This window comes from Bacillus sp. CZDM1 (assembly GCF_055502545.1).
In genome coordinates this window covers 704,240-724,010 of record NZ_JBUESO010000001.1, presented here as the reverse complement: position 1 = coordinate 724,010, position 19,771 = coordinate 704,240, and the positions used below count along the sequence as shown (strand labels likewise).

Annotated in this window: 16 protein-coding genes and 1 other annotated feature; of the genes, 15 read left to right on the top strand and 1 reads right to left on the bottom strand. The window is 38.7% G+C overall.

Annotation, left to right across the window (positions count from 1 at the left end):
* Positions 1–6 precede the first annotated feature (6 nt).
* The 6 genes from hemC to ysxE all read left to right on the top strand — a co-directional run bounded on the left by hemC (position 7) and on the right by ysxE (position 6,691).
* The gene (gene hemC / locus ACY3XC_RS03855; protein ID WP_464867338.1) at positions 7–945 is read left to right on the top strand and encodes a hydroxymethylbilane synthase; all 939 of its coding nucleotides are present in this window, start codon (positions 7–9) and stop codon (positions 943–945) included.
* Positions 939–1,715 carry a uroporphyrinogen-III synthase gene (locus ACY3XC_RS03850; protein ID WP_464867337.1) on the top strand — a complete coding sequence of 259 codons (777 nt, stop codon included), beginning with the start codon at positions 939–941 and terminating at the stop codon, positions 1,713–1,715. The genes hemC and ACY3XC_RS03850 overlap by 7 nt, the downstream gene beginning before the upstream one ends.
* 26 nt (positions 1,716–1,741) lie before the next feature.
* A complete protein-coding gene (gene hemB / locus ACY3XC_RS03845; RefSeq protein WP_464867336.1) occupies positions 1,742–2,719 on the top strand; it encodes a porphobilinogen synthase in 978 nt (325 codons plus the stop codon).
* Positions 2,720–2,749: 30 nt separating this feature from the next.
* Positions 2,750–4,036, top strand: a complete 1,287-nt coding sequence (hemL, locus tag ACY3XC_RS03840) for a glutamate-1-semialdehyde 2,1-aminomutase (protein WP_464867335.1) — start codon at positions 2,750–2,752, stop codon at positions 4,034–4,036.
* A gap of 438 nt (positions 4,037–4,474) precedes the next feature.
* Positions 4,475–5,569, top strand: a complete 1,095-nt coding sequence (gene spoVID, locus ACY3XC_RS03835; protein WP_464867334.1) for a stage VI sporulation protein D — start codon at positions 4,475–4,477, stop codon at positions 5,567–5,569.
* 84 nt (positions 5,570–5,653) lie between these two features.
* Entirely contained in the window at positions 5,654–6,691 is a 1,038-nt protein-coding gene (gene ysxE / locus ACY3XC_RS03830) for a spore coat protein YsxE (RefSeq protein WP_464867333.1), read from the top strand.
* Between the two features lie 18 nt (positions 6,692–6,709).
* On the opposite strand, the gene ACY3XC_RS03825 is transcribed toward ysxE, so the two are convergent.
* On the bottom strand, positions 6,710–6,907 hold the full coding sequence (locus ACY3XC_RS03825) for a hypothetical protein (protein WP_464867332.1): 198 nt from the start codon (positions 6,905–6,907) through the stop codon (positions 6,710–6,712).
* A gap of 170 nt (positions 6,908–7,077) precedes the next feature.
* Positions 7,078–7,315, top strand: a binding site (T-box leader).
* 70 nt (positions 7,316–7,385) lie between these two features.
* Between ACY3XC_RS03825 and ACY3XC_RS03820 the strand changes: the two genes are divergently transcribed.
* From ACY3XC_RS03820 to ACY3XC_RS03780, 9 genes are all read left to right on the top strand, one after another.
* Positions 7,386–10,031 (top strand): valine--tRNA ligase, encoded by a 2,646-nt coding sequence (locus ACY3XC_RS03820; RefSeq protein ID WP_464867331.1) that lies wholly within the window; start codon positions 7,386–7,388, stop codon positions 10,029–10,031.
* A 73-nt stretch (positions 10,032–10,104) separates the two neighbouring features.
* Positions 10,105–11,424, top strand: a complete 1,320-nt coding sequence (locus ACY3XC_RS03815; RefSeq protein WP_464867330.1) for a bifunctional folylpolyglutamate synthase/dihydrofolate synthase — start codon at positions 10,105–10,107, stop codon at positions 11,422–11,424.
* A gap of 71 nt (positions 11,425–11,495) precedes the next feature.
* Positions 11,496–13,211, top strand: a complete 1,716-nt coding sequence (locus ACY3XC_RS03810) for a sensor domain-containing diguanylate cyclase (protein ID WP_464867329.1) — start codon at positions 11,496–11,498, stop codon at positions 13,209–13,211.
* Between the two features lie 225 nt (positions 13,212–13,436).
* Positions 13,437–13,874: a type IV pilus modification PilV family protein gene (locus tag ACY3XC_RS03805; protein ID WP_464867328.1), complete on the top strand. Its 438-nt coding sequence runs from the start codon at positions 13,437–13,439 to the stop codon at positions 13,872–13,874.
* Positions 13,853–14,287: a PilW family protein gene (locus ACY3XC_RS03800; RefSeq protein WP_464867327.1), complete on the top strand. Its 435-nt coding sequence runs from the start codon at positions 13,853–13,855 to the stop codon at positions 14,285–14,287. Before ACY3XC_RS03805 ends, ACY3XC_RS03800 begins: the two co-directional genes overlap by 22 nt.
* Positions 14,288–14,295: 8 nt before the next feature.
* Complete coding sequence (locus tag ACY3XC_RS03795; RefSeq protein ID WP_464867326.1) at positions 14,296–15,606, top strand: PilX N-terminal domain-containing pilus assembly protein; 1,311 nt, start codon at positions 14,296–14,298, stop codon at positions 15,604–15,606.
* Between the two features lie 283 nt (positions 15,607–15,889).
* Positions 15,890–16,759, top strand: coding sequence for a hypothetical protein (locus ACY3XC_RS03790; protein ID WP_464867325.1), 870 nt, complete (start codon positions 15,890–15,892; stop codon positions 16,757–16,759).
* Positions 16,760–16,783: 24 nt separating this feature from the next.
* On the top strand, positions 16,784–18,082 hold the full coding sequence (locus tag ACY3XC_RS03785; protein WP_464867324.1) for a hypothetical protein: 1,299 nt from the start codon (positions 16,784–16,786) through the stop codon (positions 18,080–18,082).
* Positions 18,083–18,100: 18 nt separating this feature from the next.
* Positions 18,101–19,762: a GspE/PulE family protein gene (locus ACY3XC_RS03780; protein ID WP_464867323.1), complete on the top strand. Its 1,662-nt coding sequence runs from the start codon at positions 18,101–18,103 to the stop codon at positions 19,760–19,762.
* The last annotated feature ends 9 nt before the right edge of the window (positions 19,763–19,771 follow it).

The window sequence follows — 19,771 nt, the reverse complement described above, 5'->3', positions numbered from 1 at the left end:
GCAGTCATGAGAAAAATTATCGTAGGTTCTAGACGCAGCAAATTGGCACTAACACAGACAAATTGGGTGATTGAACAGCTTAAAAAGCTCGGAGGACCTTTTGAATTTGAAGTAAAAGAAATTGTGACAAAAGGGGATAAGATTCAAGATGTAACCCTTTCAAAAGTCGGCGGAAAAGGCTTGTTTGTTAAGGAAATTGAGCAAGCTATGATGGATAAAGAAATTGATATGGCCGTACATAGTATGAAGGACATGCCAGCCATTCTTCCAGAGGGACTTACAATCGGCTGTATTCCTTTCCGTGAGGACCACCGTGATGCCTTGATTTCCAGAGACCATGTGAAATTAAAGGATTTAAAGCCAGGTGCGATTATCGGGACGAGCAGTCTTCGCCGGAGCGCTCAGATTTTAGCAGAACGTCCGGATTTAGAAATTAAATGGATTCGCGGAAATGTTGATACGAGATTACAAAAGCTTCAAGATGAAGAATATGACGCTATTATTCTGGCTGCAGCAGGACTATCTCGTCTTGGCTGGACAACGGACACGGTAACGGAATTTATTGATGCAGACATTTGTGTACCTGCTGTTGGTCAAGGGGCATTATCGATTGAATGCCGCGAAGATGATAAAGAGCTTCTTGAACTGTTTGAAAAATTCACGTGTAAAAAAACAGAAAGAGCCGTTAAAGCGGAACGTGCTTTCCTTCATAAAATGGAAGGCGGCTGTCAGGTGCCGATTGCTGGATTCGCCACTGCCGCTGATAATGATGAAATTGCTCTAACTGTTCTAGTTGGTTCTCCAGAAGGTAAAGAAATCTTCAGAGAGGAATTAAGAGGTACGAACCCAGAAGAGCTTGGTATTCAAGCAGCTGATCTATTAATCGAAAAAGGAGCTAAGGACCTGATTGATCGGGTTAAACGGGAGCTCGAAGGTCAATGCTAAAACCCTTAGGTTTGTTAGACAAAAAGGTCCTTGTTCCTCGCGGAGCAGTCCAGGCAAAATCCTTTTCACAACTTGTCGAAAAGTATGGAGGGATTTCAATCGAAATCCCTCTTATTGCATTTCGCCCTATTGAAATCACACAGCAGCTGCAGCATGCTATAAACGAGATTGATACATATGACTGGATTGTTTTTACAAGCAATGTCACTGTCGAAACCTTCTTCTCCTTTTATAAAAAGGAAGAGTTTAAAACCTTTCCGAAAATTGCTGTGATAGGCAAGAAAACGGAAGAGGTATTGCTGGAAAAAGGGTTAAAGGCGGAGTTTGTACCGTCTGCTTATGTCACCGAGGTATTTACAGACGAGTTTTTACCGATTGTTCCTAGTGGATCTAAAGTGTTGATTCCAAAGGGAAATCTGGCTCGCGAGTACATTTCTGCTTCTCTCAGTAACCATGGTGTCTTAGTCGAGGAAATCGTTATTTACGAAACGTATATGCCAGAGGATAGCAAGGAGAAACTGGCGAAAATGCTTGCTGAAGATGAAATTGATATCTTAATGTTTACGAGCCCTTCCACAGTTAATCACTTTATGAGTGTCGTGAAGGAGCATCAACTCGAGAGTCATATTGGTAGATGTGTGATAAGCTGTATTGGTCCAGTTACAGAGAAAGAACTTCGTGAACATGGATTGCCAGTACATGTATCTCCAAAAGAATATACGGTAAAAGAAATGATTGAAAGCACAATAGAGTTTTTAGAAAAGAAGTAGAAAATAAAATTTGGGGGTAAATATAAATGGAACTTCAATTTTCACGTCATCGCCGATTACGTTCAAGCGCTAACATGCGTGCACTAGTAAGAGAAAACCACCTACGACCAGAAGACTTCATCTATCCATTATTTATCTATGAAGGCGAAAACATCCGTAGAGAAGTATCTTCGATGCCAGGTGTATTCCAAGTTTCAATGGACAATCTAAAAGCTGAACTGGATGATATCGTTGCACATGGAATTAAATCTGTTTTATTATTTGGAATTCCTACTACAAAAGACGAATGTGGTACACAAGCATTTCATGACCACGGCATTATCCAAGTAGCCACTCGGTTTATTAAAGAACATTACCCAGAAATGATTGTGGTTGCCGACACTTGTTTGTGCGAATATACCAGCCACGGACATTGTGGAATGGTGGAAGGCGATAAAGTATTAAATGACCCATCTCTTGAGTTATTGGTAAAAACAGCAATCGCTCAAGCCGAAGCAGGCGCTGATATTATTGCTCCATCGAATATGATGGACGGATTTGTGGCAGCGATTCGTGCTGGATTAGATGAAGCTGGTTTTAAAGAAATTCCAATTATGTCTTATGCCGTTAAATATGCTTCAGCCTTTTACGGACCTTTCCGTGAGGCTGCTGAAGGTGCACCACAATTCGGTGATCGCAAAACCTATCAAATGGACCCTGCCAACCGGATGGAGGCATTTAGGGAAGCTGAATCCGATGTAGCAGAAGGGGCAGATTTCTTAATCGTGAAACCAGGTATGCCTTACCTTGATATCGTTCGTGATGTGAAAAATAACTACAATCTTCCCGTTGTTGCCTATAACGTAAGCGGTGAATATTCGATGATTAAAGCAGCTGCTGCAAACGGCTGGATTGACGAGAAACAAACGGTTATGGAAATGTTAATCGCATTCAAACGTGCAGGCGCAGACCTTATCATTACCTATGCAGCTAAAGACGCATGCCGTTGGTTAAAAGAAGACTAATAACTACAACTCGAAAAGAGGAACTAAAAAATGCGCTCATATACAAAATCAGTAGAAGCATTTAAAGAAGCTCAAAACATGATGCCTGGCGGCGTTAACAGCCCGGTACGTGCGTTTAAATCAGTCAATATGGAACCGATTTTCATGGAAAGAGGAAAAGGTTCAAAAATCTATGATATCGATGGCAATGAATATATTGACTATGTATTATCATGGGGACCGCTAATCCTTGGCCATACAAATGACAGAGTCGTTGAGGGAATTAAAAAGGTGGCTGAGCTTGGCACTAGCTACGGGGCACCGACCTTAATGGAAAATGAACTGGCTAAGCTTGTGATTGAACGTGTCCCATCGATTGAAGTGGTAAGGATGGTATCATCCGGTACAGAAGCGACGATGAGTGCGCTCCGCTTAGCACGCGGCTACACAGGCCGTAACAAGATATTGAAATTTGAAGGCTGTTACCATGGACATGGTGATTCTTTATTGATTAAAGCAGGGTCTGGTGTTGCTACACTTGGATTACCAGACAGCCCTGGTGTACCTGAAGGAGTGGCTAAGAACACGATTACAGTGGCGTACAATGACCTTGAAGGTGTTAAATACGCTTTTGAACAGTTCGGTGATGACATTGCTTGTATTATCGTTGAACCAGTTGCCGGTAATATGGGACTTGTACCGCCGCTTCCAGGGTTCTTAGAAGGACTTCGTGAGATTACGACTGATAACGGAGCATTGCTGATTTTTGATGAGGTTATGACAGGCTTCCGTGTCGGATATAACTGTGCTCAAGGTTATTTCAATATTACTCCGGATATTACTTGTCTAGGAAAAGTAATCGGCGGCGGGCTGCCAGTAGGTGCTTACGGAGGTAAAGCTGAAATCATGCGTCAGATTGCTCCAGCTGGACCAATCTACCAAGCAGGAACACTTTCCGGAAACCCTCTTGCGATGACGGCTGGTTATGAGACATTAAGTCAATTAACACCAGAGCATTATGAAGAGTTCAAACGCAAGGGTGATATGCTGGAAAAAGGGATTACGGCTGCAGGTGAGAAATATGGTATCCCTGTAACCTTTAACCGTGCTGGTTCCATGATTGGTTTCTTCTTTACCAATGAAAAGGTCATTAACTATGAAACAGCTAAATCCTCAAATCTAGAATATTTCGCTGCTTACTACCGTGAAATGGCTGAACAAGGAGTATTCCTTCCGCCATCTCAATTCGAAGGATTGTTCCTATCAACCGCTCATACTGATGAGGATATCGAAAAGACGATTAAAGCAGTAGAAATTGCTTTTTCAAAACTAAAATAATACTTTTTTCAGACACTCACCTTCTAATAGGTGGGTGTTTTTTATGGATTTGAGCTATCTGCACTTAGAACTGATTCATAGACGGAAGAATTCCGCTTAATAAGTAAATGTTACTAAAAGTGGCTTAAATAGACGGAGAAATTCCGTCTATTGGCTCAATAAATTCGAAAATGCGAGATATTTCTTTGATTAAGCGGAAAACCTCCGTCTATTTCCCCTGAAACGAGCACCATTCAGCATCTAAGCGGAAAACCTCCGCTTAATTTTTGCACGTTCTCAAAATTCCACTGGATTTCCTCCCATTCCAATTCAAAGAAACCTCCATATCTTAAACTTTTTCGCATCACTAGGCTTTTTTATCATATTTAAAAGCTTTGGTTCATATTGTGTAAGTGACATAGTGATTTTGCGTGAAAGGAAACGAAAGGAGGAGTCGCTTTGTCTCAAGAGAATCAATCGTGCCTGCGATTTTCCTTGGAGGAATCTTTGTGGTTTAGAAAGGGACAGGAAGTAGCTGAACTTGTGTCCATTTCTCTAGACCCGGATATTACCATCCAGGAAAATGATCAATACGTAACCATACGTGGTTCGCTGGAATTAACAGGCGAATATAGAAATGACGAAGAAAGTGCCGTTGAAGAGGAAGAAAATGCCCCTAACCAAAAGTATGTTGAAAGAGTAGATCCACAGGAGGAAGGCTTTTGTGAATTTTCACATCGTTTTCCGGTAGATATTACCATTCCAAACAATCGAATTCAGAGCATTTATGATATCGATGTCATTGTGGAGTCCTTTGACTATTCCATTCCGGAACGCAGCTGCCTAAAACTGTCTGCAGAACTGACAATCAGCGGCTTGTATGATTCCACTCAGCAAGAAGAAGTGGTCGAGCAAGAGGAAGAGTATGAAGTACTTCATCGTTATCAGGTAGAAGTGTCAAGAGTGCAAGAACTAGAAGAAACACATCAAGAAGAGAACCAATTTGAGGATACTTTCTTATTCGAGGCTGAAGCAAGAAAGCAGCCAGAAGAAGAAAAGGTTGAAGCATTTCCGAAATTCCCAACCTTTTCGTATCAAGAGCCTGAAGAAGAGCTTGAAGAAGAGCCACAGCGGCCTTTAGTTTTTGAGCATGCCAGAAGTGAAATAAGTGAGCCAGTCGATGAGATGGAGGAAATCGTCGAGGAAGCTCCAGCGGAATCAATTCAACAAGAAATAGAAGTCCCAGCAGAACCAAAAGAGCCAGTTATGGAAGAGAGTTCATCCTCTCCAGAAGCACCGCCAAAACAAGCAAAAAAGAAAAATGCCAAGAAGAAAACAATGACATTAACGGAGTTCTTTGCCCGCAAGGAAGACGCTTCCGATCAAGCTAGATTAAAGGTTTGTATAGTTCAAAAGGGCGATACGCTCGACAGTCTTTCCGACCGTTATGACGTTTCCGTACCAAACCTGCTGCGGTACAATAATCTTGAACTCAATCAAGATGTATATGAGGGTCAAGTATTATATGTACCTGTTGCCTTTGCAAAAAAATAATTACCAAAAGCAGTGTGAGCGGGTCTCAAAACCTGCTCACATCCTTTTAAGGACTTTCCATGAGCGAAAGGCAGTTGAATGTTAATGAGTGATTCGTACCTAGTGGAGCCACTTATACCCATTTTAAAAAACTATCAAGTAAAGCCCTATTTCGTTGAGGAACACGGCAATATTAAAAAAATCTATTCCGATAAAGGGACATTTGCATTGAAGAAAATCGTTCCGACTACGGGGACAGATTTTGTTCGCCATGTCCATCTTCTTTACCAAAAGGGCTTCAATCGGATTGTGCCTATTTTTCCGACAATGGATGGAAGATATGGTGTCCTCCATGATAAAAACCTATATTACCTAATGCCTTGGATGTCCAATGAAATAAAGGAAGACCGGACTCATAAACACCAGCAGCTATTTCGTGAATTAGCCAGGCTTCACACATTATCTGCAAAAGAAATCAATGTGAATAAAGAAGAACGGGAAGAACATTATGATAAAACCATTGCGCTGCTCGATAAAAATCAGGAGCTTCTCGACGGGTTTATCGATGAATGTGAAAAAAAGACCTATATGTCTCCTTTTGAACTTTTGTTTTGCTTGTACTATAACGAAATAAGCCAGGCGCTTCGTTTTTCAAAAACAAAATTTGAAGAATGGTATGAAAAGACAAAGGAAGATGAAAAAGCACGAATGGTGATTACCCATGGCAAATTATCATCCGAGCATTTCCTTTACGACGATAAGGGTTACGGTTATTTTATAAACTTTGAAAATGCCCGTTACGGCTCACCGATTCATGATCTATTACCATACCTGTCACGTACCTTCAATACACAGCCAACACGTAATGACGAGGCTATTGAGTGGGTGTACCATTACTTTAAATACTTTCCCTTTAAAACCGGCGAAAAACTTCTTTTCTTTAGTTATTTAGCATATCCCATTCCGATTATCCAGGTGGTCGAACGGTATTATAAAAAAGAACAGCCAAAAAATGAGCTGAAATTTGTGCGAATGTTGCAGCGCAAATACTGGCATTTAAAGAATTCCGAGTATGTTGTGATGAGAATGACAGAACTCGATGAACAAGAGCGGCAGGCAAAAGAAGGAGCCCAGCAGCAGTAAAGATTGCTTTTTGGGCTCTTAAACAATTTCAAAATATATAGATACGGCAATCGCAACAAAAATACTTAATAATAAGACATCAAAGACAGTAGGTATAAACAATGTCCGGATTAATTGAAAAATCGTAAACGGCAAAATCAGCTGCTCACATACTCTCCTGCAGGTTCGATACCAGGGAGTATAGGAGTATTTGGTGATGAACTTCCTCCGCTTCATAACTTCCTTCCTCTCCAAAAAGGCATTTCTTTTATGTATATTCTTACTACATAGGTAATTCTCCTAATTCCTTAACGTTTTTTGCAAAATGGTATATAATATAAAAAAATTGGCTATCATTATTGACGTCTAGAACCTTTTTTGGGTAGTATAAACAATATAAATAAAATACATAAGCATAGACAGGGAAGAGTACGATGTTCACCTGCTTAAAGAGAGGGAAGCCATTAGCTGGAAGGTTTCCTAAGCAGACACTCGGAAGGTCGCCCTTGAGCTTCTTCAGCGAACGGATTTTATAATCCCATTAGTTGAGGACGGATCAAATCCGTTATCCATTTAAGAGCCAGCCAGTTTCTTTATGGTTGGAAAAAAGGTGGTACCGCGAAGCAAACTCCATTCGTCCTTTTATGACGAATGGGGTTTTTTGTTTGTTTATTTTTTCCTAATGGATAGCAAGAGAAATAAAGGAGATGGTCAAATGGAAACAAAGGAAATTACCATGCCGACTAAGTATGATCCACAGTCGATTGAGCAAGGACGCTATGAGTGGTGGTTAAAAGGAAAGTTTTTTGAAGCGCAGAATGATGAGGGTAAAAAGCCTTACACCATCGTTATCCCGCCGCCAAACGTAACTGGAAAGCTCCATTTAGGGCATGCTTGGGATACAACATTACAGGATATACTTACCCGCATGAAGCGGATGCAAGGCTACGATGTTCTTTGGCTCCCGGGAATGGATCATGCTGGTATTGCGACACAAGCGAAGGTAGAAGAAAAACTCCGCGGTGAAGGAAAAAGCCGTTATGATTTAGGACGTGAAAAGTTCGTTGAGGAAACATGGAAGTGGAAAGAAGAATACGCTTCCCATATCCGTCAGCAGTGGTCAAAGTTAGGTTTAGGATTAGATTACAGCCGTGAGCGCTTCACATTAGATGAAGGTTTGTCAGATGCTGTAAAAGAGGTATTTGTTACCCTTTATAAAAAAGGCTTAATTTACAGAGGCGAATACATCATCAACTGGGATCCATCTACAAAGACAGCATTATCTGACATCGAAGTTATTTACAAGGATGTTCAAGGTGCCTTTTATCATATGAAATATCCGTTAGCAGACGGGTCAGGACATATTGAAGTTGCGACTACTCGTCCAGAAACCATGTTGGGTGATACCGCTGTTGCCGTTCATCCAGAGGATGAGCGCTATAAGCACCTAATCGGTAAAACCGTTACCCTTCCAATTGTTGGCCGTGAAATTCAAATTGTCGGCGATGATTATGTAGATATGGAATTCGGCTCTGGCGCAGTTAAAATTACACCTGCACATGACCCGAACGATTTTGAAATCGGCAATCGTCATAATCTCGAGCGAGTTCTTGTAATGAACGAAGACGGCACAATGAATGATAGAGCTGGAAAATACAAAGGTATGGATCGATTTGAATGCCGTAAGCAAATTGTTAAGGACCTTCAAGAACAAGGCGTTCTTTTCAAAATTGAAGAGCATTTGCACTCAGTTGGACATTCCGAACGAAGCGGAGCAGTAGTTGAGCCTTATTTATCGACCCAATGGTTTGTTAAAATGCAGCCACTTGCTGATGAAGCGATTGCGCTTCAAAACAAAGAGAATAAAGTAAACTTTGTGCCTAATCGCTTCGAAAATACCTATCTGCGATGGATGGAAAATATCCGTGACTGGTGTATCTCAAGACAGCTATGGTGGGGTCATCGAATTCCTGCTTGGTATCATAAGCAAACAGGCGAGGTATTTGTTGGTCACGAAGCTCCTGCCGATATCGAAAATTGGGAGCAGGACAAAGACGTATTGGATACATGGTTCAGTTCTGCATTATGGCCGTTCTCAACAATGGGCTGGCCAAATGTTGAGGCAGAGGACTTTAAGCGTTTCTTCCCAACAGATGTACTTGTAACCGGTTATGATATCATCTTCTTCTGGGTATCCCGGATGATTTTCCAAAGTCTTGAATTTACAGGTGAACGTCCATTTAAAGATGTTCTTATCCACGGCTTAGTTCGGGATGAACAAGGACGCAAAATGAGTAAATCACTTGGTAACGGTGTAGACCCAATGGATGTTATCGACAAATATGGAGCGGATGCCTTACGTTACTTCCTTTCGACCGGAAGTTCGCCAGGTCAGGATTTACGCTTTAGCTTTGAAAAAGTTGAATCTACTTGGAACTTCGCTAATAAAATCTGGAATGCCTCTCGTTTTGCATTAATGAACATGGATGGCATGACACATGAAGAAATCGATTTTAGCGGTGAAAAATCTGTTGCAGATAAATGGATTCTAACGCAATTAAATGAAACCATTGAAACGGTTACAAAGCTTTCAGAGCGTTATGAATTTGGAGAAGCGGGTCGAGCATTATACAACTTTATCTGGGATGATTTCTGTGATTGGTATATTGAAATGGCAAAGCTTCCATTATATGGTGACGATGAAGCAGCTAAGAAAACTACTCGTTCGATTCTTGCACATGTTCTCGATCAGACGATGCGTTTGTTACATCCGTTCATGCCATTCATTACCGAGGAAATCTGGCAAAACCTTCCACACGCAGGAGAATCAATTACAACAGCTAAGTGGCCAGAGGTTAATCCAGCTTATTCGGATGAAACAGCAGCACAAGAAATGAAGATGTTAATGGAAATGATTCGTTCCGTTCGAAACATCCGTGCAGAAGTAAACACGCCAATGAGCAAGAAGATTAAAATGCTTGTAAAGGCGAAGGATGACTCGGTTCTAACATCAATCGAAAAGAACAAAGCCTATATTGAAAAATTCTGTAACCCAGAAGAATTACAAATGGGAACCAATCTTGAAACACCAGAAAAGGCTATGACAGCCGTGATCACTGGATTGGAAATCATTCTTCCATTAGAAGGATTGATTAACATTGATGAAGAAATTACCCGTCTTCAGAAAGAAGTGGAGAAATATACAAAAGAAGTAGAAAGAGTTGAAAAGAAACTCAACAACGAAGGCTTTATGAAAAAGGCACCTGAAAGTGTTGTTGCTGAAGAGCGTGCCAAAGAAAAAGATTATCGCGAAAAGAGAGCGTTAGTGGAAGCACGTTTAAATGAGCTAAAAGGTATATAATAAGTTAAGTAAGTAAGACGAGTCCTGCTTTAGGATTCGTCTTCTTTTAGAATACTTAATAGAGGTGTCATGGATGTTTACAACTTATAGCGAAGCCCTTGACTGGATTCATGCAAGATTAAGGCTCGGGATTAAACCAGGCCTTGCCCGTATGGAATGGATGATGGAGAAACTTGGACATCCAGAATTAAAAATGAAAACCGTACATATTGGCGGGACAAATGGCAAAGGTTCAACTGTAACCTTTCTCCGTTCGATTCTTGAAGCGGGTGGTTATTCCGTTGGTACATTTACCTCACCATATATTGAACAATTCAATGAGCGAATTTCGGTAAATGGGAAGCCAATCAGTGACGAAGAAGTGTTGGAATTGACAAATGTAATTGCGCCGCTTGCGGACGAATTAGAAGAAACCGAGCTTGGCGGACCTACAGAGTTTGAAGTGATCACTGCGATGTCTTTCTATTATTTTGCGAATGTAAATCAGGTGGACATTGTTTTATATGAAGTGGGCTTGGGAGGAAGGTTTGATTCAACCAATATTATTCAACCAATTGCTTCCGTTATAACAAACATAGGACTTGATCATACGAATATTTTAGGGAATACCTACGCGGAAATTGCTTTTGAAAAAGCAGGGATAATAAAAGAGGGGATTCCTACATTCACTGCAGTTAAAAATACTCATGCCTTAAAGGTAATAAAAGAGCAAGCTAAAAAAATGAATGCTCCTTTGTATATTCTTAATCAGGATTTCTCAATTATCTCCCACAGCCCTCAACCTGCGGGTGAGGTATTTACTTTAAAGGGTGAGCATTTGTTAAATGGACTAGAAATCAGTATGATTGGGCAGCATCAAACAGAAAATGCATCATTAGCAGTAATGGCGGCTCAGTCTATCAATCATCACGAAGAATTCTCCATCTCTGAGAACGCAATTAGGACAGGCTTAAAGAAAGCATATTGGCCAGGCAGATTTGAAATGCTATCAAATAATCCACTCGTTATTATAGACGGTGCCCATAATGACGAAGGTATTTCAGCTCTTGTACATGAACTATCAAATCGCTATTCTAACAATACTATTCATATTGTATTTGCAGCATTAAAAGATAAAAAGCTAGACCAAATGATTTCTCAATTGGATCAAGTAGCAGATGAAATCTCCTTTGTTTCGTTTGACTTTCCTCGTGCAGCAGAAGCGATTGATTTGTTCGCTTTAAGTCAGTCGAAGAATAAAAGTATCGGGGAGAATTGGAATTCTCATCTTGCCAAATGTATCCAAAACTTGCATCAGGATTCAGTCCTGGTCGTTACAGGCTCATTGTATTTCATCTCTGAGGCTAAACCGTACTTGTGTGAATTTTTGAAAAACAATACAATTTCATTATGACAAGCTAAAATATTTTTGCTAAAATAAATACATCTCGATTTCAAAATAATGTAAGTGGGGAGGGGAGTTATGTGGCAGTTCAAGCTAAAATGAAAAGAGCGATCTTTCTTGTATGGCTTTTGATAGTACCTCCAGGTATGTGGTTTACCTACAAAACTTACCCTCCTGACTTCTCTGGCCGCTGGTTAGAACTGCTGGCATTTTTGTTATTAACGTCAGTTGTAGCCTCAATGCCAATCATTATCAATGAGATGTCTATCTTTTTGATTCAATGGGTATCCCTTGCCGTCTTTTTAAGTTTAGGCATATTTGCAGAAATGGTTCTTGCGCAGATTGCAGTAATCGTTCTGCTTCTAAAAATAAGGATTCAGAAGGGAGAATCTTTCCGACTTCCTCTAAATCTGAATATGTTCTTTCTTGTTTCTTTCCTGAGTGGTATTTTTTATTATTCACTCGGAGGACAGACAGGACCTAATCTTATGAGTGATCCACGATCGTTATGGCTTGCTGCTTTATATGGTGTTGTAAATTACTTCTTAAACCAGGTTATTATTTCTATCCATATTCGTTATATATATAAGAGTAATGAATCCTACTTCGGAAAAGAGTTTATTGTCGAGACAATTACCACTCTAGTCACTTTACCACTTGGATTAATGTTGTATATGTTTTACAACCAGGTAGGATTATTGGCACTATTAATCGTAGGTATCCCTTTTATTAGTCTATCAATCATATTCAATCTGTATTATTCTAGTCAAAAAGTAAATGAGTATTTACAGAAAGCTGCTGAAATTGGCCACCAAATGGCAGAACGACTCGAGGTTAATGGGGTAATTGACCTTTTTATCCAAAAGCTTAGTGAAATGCTTCCGGTTGACTACGCTTATATTCTTGAAGTAGTAAATGAAGACGAACTGCAATTAACCCGCCAAATAGAAGGCGGTGCTGGGGTAACCAGCGATATAGTAAGGGTTAGAAAAAATGAGGGAATAAGCGGTTTTGTTTGGGAGAAGCAAAAAGGCTGTTTATATAATTCAAAAAAAGATTGGCAGACTTTTTCGAAGGGCTTTCTCCCAACGGATGCTGAAAGTATTATTGCGGTACCAATTGTCAGAAATAAAAATGTCATCGGGGTATTAATGCTGGCATCAAAGCGGAAAAGGGCATACGAAAAATCTCAGCTGATGATTGTTGATATTCTTTGCTCCTATTTTGCAGTGGCAATGGAAAATGCAAAGCATTACGAGCTTACAAAAAGGCAAAGCGAACACTGTGCATTAACAAAACTATACAATTATCGTTACTTTGAAAAATTATTAACAGAGGAATTTGATAAATTAGTTCAATTTGAACGTAAATTCTTGTCATTAATAATCCTAGATATTGATCATTTTAAAGCAGTCAATGACACATATGGGCACCAAAGCGGAAACGAAATTCTTTGTGAATTGGCAGCTAGATTAACTAATCTTGTGGGTTCGAGGGGGACAGTCGCCCGTTATGGTGGTGAGGAATTTGTAGTTCTCTTGCCGGAATCCGAGAAAGAAGAAGCGTATCAGATGGCAGAAATGATTAGACAAACGATTGCCAACTGGCCATTTACCCTACAGCAATCATTAGATCATAAACAGCACCAAGTGAAAATAACCGCATCCATTGGAATTGCAACTGCACCTGAAGATGCAGAAGATCCACTAGCATTGATTAGACATGCTGACAGAGCACTATATGTTGGGGCAAAAAGAGCAGGAAGAAATCGCGTAGCGGAATATTCTTCATGTTGAGGATGTAATATTATTTTTGATAAGATACGGTTGGACTTTGGCTAATTGCCAGGGTCCAACCGTTTTTATTTTAAAGCAGGTTACCTTTTATTTGTTATTGAAAAGTAAATATCTTACTGTTAAACTGAAAATGACATTAGAACTAAAAAGGTTACAAAATAATACAAATATTAAGAAAATGCTACCCCTAATAAGAATATAGATTAGTAGTTAAGGATGATGTTTATGAATGAAAAAGGTATGACATTAATAGAAGTACTTGCATCGATTGTTATTTTATCGATTATTGTAGTGTCGCTTTTAACTTTTTTTGTTCAGTCATCAAGAACAAATGCAGTTTCAAAAAATATTATCAGTGCCACCTATGTTGCAGAGAAAGCATTAGAGGAAGTATACGAACCCATTACTAAAACATATATGTTGTCTGATTTTATTATTGCTAATCCAACTGGTTATACTCTATTGACCACGACTTATACTACAGACTCTGTCCCTATAAAGGCTGTTTATGATAAAAACGAATCCAACTATAATATTAAAATGGAACTAGAATCAGCTAAGAATAGCCCATTAGTTAAAGTAAAAGTGAAGGTTTACAAAGACGGCACGAAAAAGGAAGCACAAATGGAGATGTTGTTATCGTGGAAAAAAATAGGCATCTAAATAAGTTGAATAGTGAAAAAGGTTTTACTTTAATAGAGGTTCTAGCAACATTGGTCCTGATTTCTTTGGTTTTAATACTTGCTAGTTCGGTTCACATATTTAGTCAAAAACAGACACAAACCCAGAAAAGCAACATAATTCAACAAACCAATGTAAGGCTGGCAGCTAACATTCTTACAAAAGAAATAAGAAACGCAAAAAGTGTGACTACTTTTACAGGAAACTTAGGTAAATTTGATATAAAAAGTACGGATGATACAATAAACTCTTATGAGTTTAGAGACAAAGTTTTATTAAAAAACAATCAACCTTTCATCACAGATTTAAGTAGTCTTACCATAGAACGTTTATCTGATACTAAATTTTCGCTAACAATAGGTTCACTGAAAACGACCATTACGATTAGAAAATAGGTGAGACAATGAAAGAATTAATAAAACTGATAAAAAAGAATAACAATGAGCAAGGGATGGCGTTAGTCACTGTTTTAATGGTATTTGTTGTCGTTTCCATTTTGGGAGTAAGTTTAATGGGCCTTGCAGCCAATAATCTCAAGATGAGTACAGGGGAACGAAACAACCAGTCAGCCTATTACATTGCTGAATCTGGTGTTACGTATATGATGAATGAGTTCAATCAGAAAATTAAAGAAGCGTTTAACGAAGCGAATAATAGCGAGACCCAATTTTATAGTTTATTAGACAGTAAGCTTAATTTACCACAGGTAAAAACCTATAATGACTTTGAGCAGTCTCAGGGGCAACAACCTATAGCTAATATCACCATTAGTAAATCCCTTACACAACCAAAACAGTATACGGTTGCCTCAATTGGCACGATTGATAATCGTTCAAGAACAGTTCGCAAATCGTTTATTGTTAACTGGAAACATAAGCCGCCAATTAATAAAGCAATCTATGTACGAGAAACGATCGACATCGTTAATATGACAGTTTACGGATCTGTAGGAACAAGTTTAACACAGCAAAATGCGATATCTTTTTTAGGGAATAAAGGAGAAATCGTTGGAGGAGACAAAATTTACGGAGCAAAAGACTCCTTAATCATGCCTACATTTCCTACTTTTACGATTACGACAACCAATAATTATTCTAATACTTTACTATCAATGAATGAGGATAAACAGTATAACAAAATAACTGTACCAACCAACTTAGAGATAAACACAGGTACAGAAAATCGAATATTAACAGTGGATACTCTTGAGCTTTCAAACCATGCAAAAATATCTATAACCGGTACTGGGAAGTTAACGATTAATGCCAAAAATATTATCATGGGCACACAAAGCGTTGTCAATACAGGTAAAGATATCAATAAGCTTAAGGTTTATTTAGAAGGAGCAGGGATAACCTTAGGTAGTGGCGTTATTTACGGTTCTATTTTTGCCAAAGTTGCTAATATCCCTATTGGTGTTGATACTGGGGTTCAGGGACATGTCATTACCTTTGGAACGGCTGTAACGATAACTGGGTCTAATGTTCAGTTAACACCTACACCCAAACTCGTCTTAGCTCCAAATGCATCAGTTTCATTAAATACTGATTTTAGTGGTGCTATTATTGCGAAATCATTTACAGCAAACGGTAATGATGATACCATTCGATTTATTCAACAAAATATCGAGGACTTACCTTTTGAAATTCTACCTGGTCCGATACAAGAAGGATATGTTGAAATTGATGGGGAAACCCCAGTAAGTGAAAGTTAATAGTTTGGAAAAATACCTGTTCTTAGGCTAGTGTAGTTAGATTGTATGCACTTTACTTGAATGGGTGTTTTTTTTGCGGTCAAGTAAATTATAGTAAATTGGACGTTTGGGATATTTGTACAGAAATGTTTTCCAGCTCCTTTAAAAATACGAAATAATGTAATAGAATATGGTATAAGCGGATTTTGTCAAAAATAAACTAATTTACCTATTTTAAATAGAAAAATGTTATAATATGTAGATTGCTAGGTAAAATGAACTAGAGGATTAAAGGAGTGAAGAAATGCATTCGATTATATGGGCTTTTGGGTCTATGGCTGTCCTTATGTTAATTATTTTATTACTACCAATTGGGCTCTCCTTTAAAGGAAAAATAATTGTTGTAGGTGCAAGTTTCGTCCTTGCATTAGCAGGACTAGCGTCAAAAACAACTTTCCCAATTTGGATAACATTTATACTGTTACTAGTACTTGCACTTTTCACATCCTATTTTATGGACCAACGCATTGGAACATTGCTTTATAAGAAGGAAAAGCAAATTTCTAATAATGAAAAAGATGAGTTTGATATAACTCAAAATAAATCAAATCACGAATCCGAATTATTAGAGGATGTTTTAGCAGTTGAACTCACTGCCTCCTCAACATTCCTACCTGATAAAAATATAAATAGTGAAGATAGTTTTTCTGAAATAAAACCTTTTGTTGCGAATAAGACAGACATTCATCTAGAAGTGGAAGAAGATATTTCATTTTTAGAAGTGCCGATTAAAGATACAGAACTTGAGGTTAACTATTTAAATAAAGATGAAATAGTTGAATCTGAGAATGAATGGCTTGATGAGTTAGAAGAACTCTCAGTGGGAGATACTATAGAAACACAATTAGCTGAAGCTGAACTTGAAACTGGATATTTGTCAGATATTGAAAGTTTACTAGAGGAATCAGAAGAGGAAACGTTAGAAACCGATGAGAAAAGTTGGCTTGACGAGTTGGCTGAGCTTTCGAACTTTGAGGACAAAGATACAAAGGATACCACGGAGCCAACATTGGATGATTTCGAATTAGAGGAATTATTTGTTGAAAAAGAGGTAGCTTCAACTCGCGAAAAAGATGAGGATAAAGTAAGTAAGCAACTTGAATTACAGAGATAGAAAGAAAAGAAAGAGGGTACAAGTTTGAGCAAACATCAACCATTCATTAAATTATTTGTTGTACTTTTTTTTTGCACGGCAGTTATTTTTAGTTCTTCCCATTTTGGAGCCAAAGCTTTTGAAAATATAACAGATTCTTCTGACGGCATATACGCAGAAGGGACATCGGTTGGTTCGATAGATGTTTCTGGGAAAACAGAAAGTGAAACGATTGCTTTGTTAGAAGAAAAGTATGTGGAATGGGTAAAAAATACAAAGTTTGAACTGCAATATAGTGAAAAAGTTGTACCATTCGATAGTAACCTTTTTAGTTTTGATTCAACCCAGTCAGTCTATTCAATAAAAGACGGACAAAACAATACAGTTTCGATGGCACTTGACTTAATGCCCGTTGAGGATCAAATCCAATTGCAATTTCCAGAAATTGACTTAAAAGAAATTGAATTTTCGAAGCTAATAACAGATTTATCCAATATAGCTGCAAAATTTGAAGCAGGCTCTTATAAATTTAATTTGAATAAGGATTATCTTATTGCTGAAGCTAGTAAAAAAGATAATGTCATAAGTACTGCTATTGTGAAGTTAACAGAAGTTCCGAATGATTTAGCTTCCCTAGTTACTGCAAATCCTGAAATACAAATTGCTGAAGGTGCTGATTTCTCTTTACTTGAATTTGCCAAGCTGCAGAAGCTTGAAAGTTCTTCTTCGTTAAATGTGATTGCAACTGGTATCTATCAGTCGATTTTACCAACGAATTTTAAGATTGTTGAAAGAAATATTAGTAGTGCGCTTCCAAATTATTCAGCTGTTGGATTTGAAGCGAAGGTTAATGCAGCCACTGGTGCAGATTTCATAATCGTTAATCCAAATACAACACCATATACCATAGAACTTAAATTAGTAAATAAAGATCTAACCGTTACGCTTAAGGGAGAAAAGTTCCTTTACGATTATAAAATTAGCAAAAAAGAGGCTCAGCAACTAAAGCCCAAAACGATTGTTCAATATAGTCCATTACTTCTACCAGGAAAAATAAAGGTCCTAGCAATTGGTGGAGATGGGCAAATCGTAAAAATATATCGAGAAACCTATCAAGGTTCACAAATGATTAACAGTGAGTTTTTATTCGAGGACTACTACCCACCTGTTTACCGTGTTGAAGCTCATGGGTTAATTGGAACACAGGAGGGTGCTACTACCGAAACACCTGCTATGGCTACAAATGAAGGTGATTCTACTGGAAATCCATCAACACCACCTACGAATATTGGACAAGATTCGGATGATGACCTTTGGGGGAAACCAAATGAGCAACCAAAATAATCTAAGTAGTGATAATAAATGAAACAAACACGTAGACGACTAGGAGATTTATTAATTGAGGAAGGGTTAATTACCCCTGAGCAGCTTCAATCAACATTAGAGGAAAAGGCACCAAATCAAAAAATTGGCGATGCCCTGCTGCAAAGGGGTTATATTACCGATCAGCAGCTTGCTGAGGTATTAGAGGTTCAATTAGGAATTCCAAATATCAACCTAATGCATTATCCATTTGATACGAATCTTTTTTCACTAGTATCAAAAGAAACCGCAAGGCGCAATTTGATTATTCCTCTAAAAAAAGAAGGCAATAAACTATATGTTGCCATGGTTGATCCAATGGATTTTATCGTGATTGATGACCTCCGTCTTTCAACAGGCTTTCAAATTGAAACGGCCATTGCAACAAAAGAAGGTATCTTAAGGGCAATTAATAAATATTACAATGTCGACGAAGGTCTTGAAGAGTTGTTTGATGAGCTTTCGCCAAGTGATCGGGGCCGTGACGATGATATTAATGACCTCGATTCACCGATTGTACGTCTAGTAAACCAGATCCTAAACAATGCCGTTATCCAAAAAGCTAGTGATATTCATATTGACCCACAGGAAACAAAAGTGGTAGTTCGGTATCGTGTCGATGGAGTATTACGAGTGGAACGTGTATTGCCTCGACATATGCGCAGCGTCCTAACTGCTAGGGTTAAAATTATGTCCAATCTTGATATAACTGAACACCGTATTCCGCAGGATGGACGGATAAAAATAAATTTGGATTTCCATCCGATTGATCTTCGTGTTTCAACATTGCCGACAGTTTACGGCGAGAAAATTGTAATGCGGATATTAGATATGGGAGCGGCCCTTAATGATTTAAACAAAATTGGTTTCAATGCGCTAAATCTTAAGCGATTCTCGGAAATGATTGAGCAGCCAACAGGGATTGTCCTGATTACAGGTCCAACGGGTTCTGGTAAATCATCAACCCTTTACGCAGCTCTGAATCGATTAAATAGCGAACAGGTAAACATTATTACGATTGAGGATCCGGTTGAATATCAACTAGAAGGAATTAATCAAATTCAAGTGAACACAAATGTAGGGATGACCTTTGCTGCAGGATTACGTTCGATTCTTCGGCAAGATCCCAATATTATCATGGTTGGGGAAATCCGTGATAAAGAGACCGCAGAAATCGCTGTACGGGCTTCTCTAACGGGTCACTTAGTGCTTAGTACACTGCATACCAATGACTCACTAGGGACAATTACCCGATTAATTGATATGGGGGTTGAACCATTTTTAATCGCATCCTCTCTAACTGGAATCGTTGCACAACGGTTAGTTCGTAAGGTATGCCGTGATTGTGCTGAGGTTCAAGAAGCGACCAAACGAGAAATCGATATATTTGCCCGCCGGGGAATGAAAATTGAAAAAATCACACGCGGTAAAGGCTGTCAATCGTGTAATATGACCGGTTATAAAGGACGGGTTGCCCTTCATGAAGTGCTCGTTCTGAATGATGATATGCGCAGGATTATTATGAATGATGATTCTGTTCATAAGTTAAAAGAGCATGCGATAAAAAATAAAACCATCTTCTTGATTGATGATGGGTTATTAAAGGTAAAACAAGGTCTAACTACCACAGAAGAAGTATTGCGTGTAGCCATCTTGGAGTAGGAGATAAAT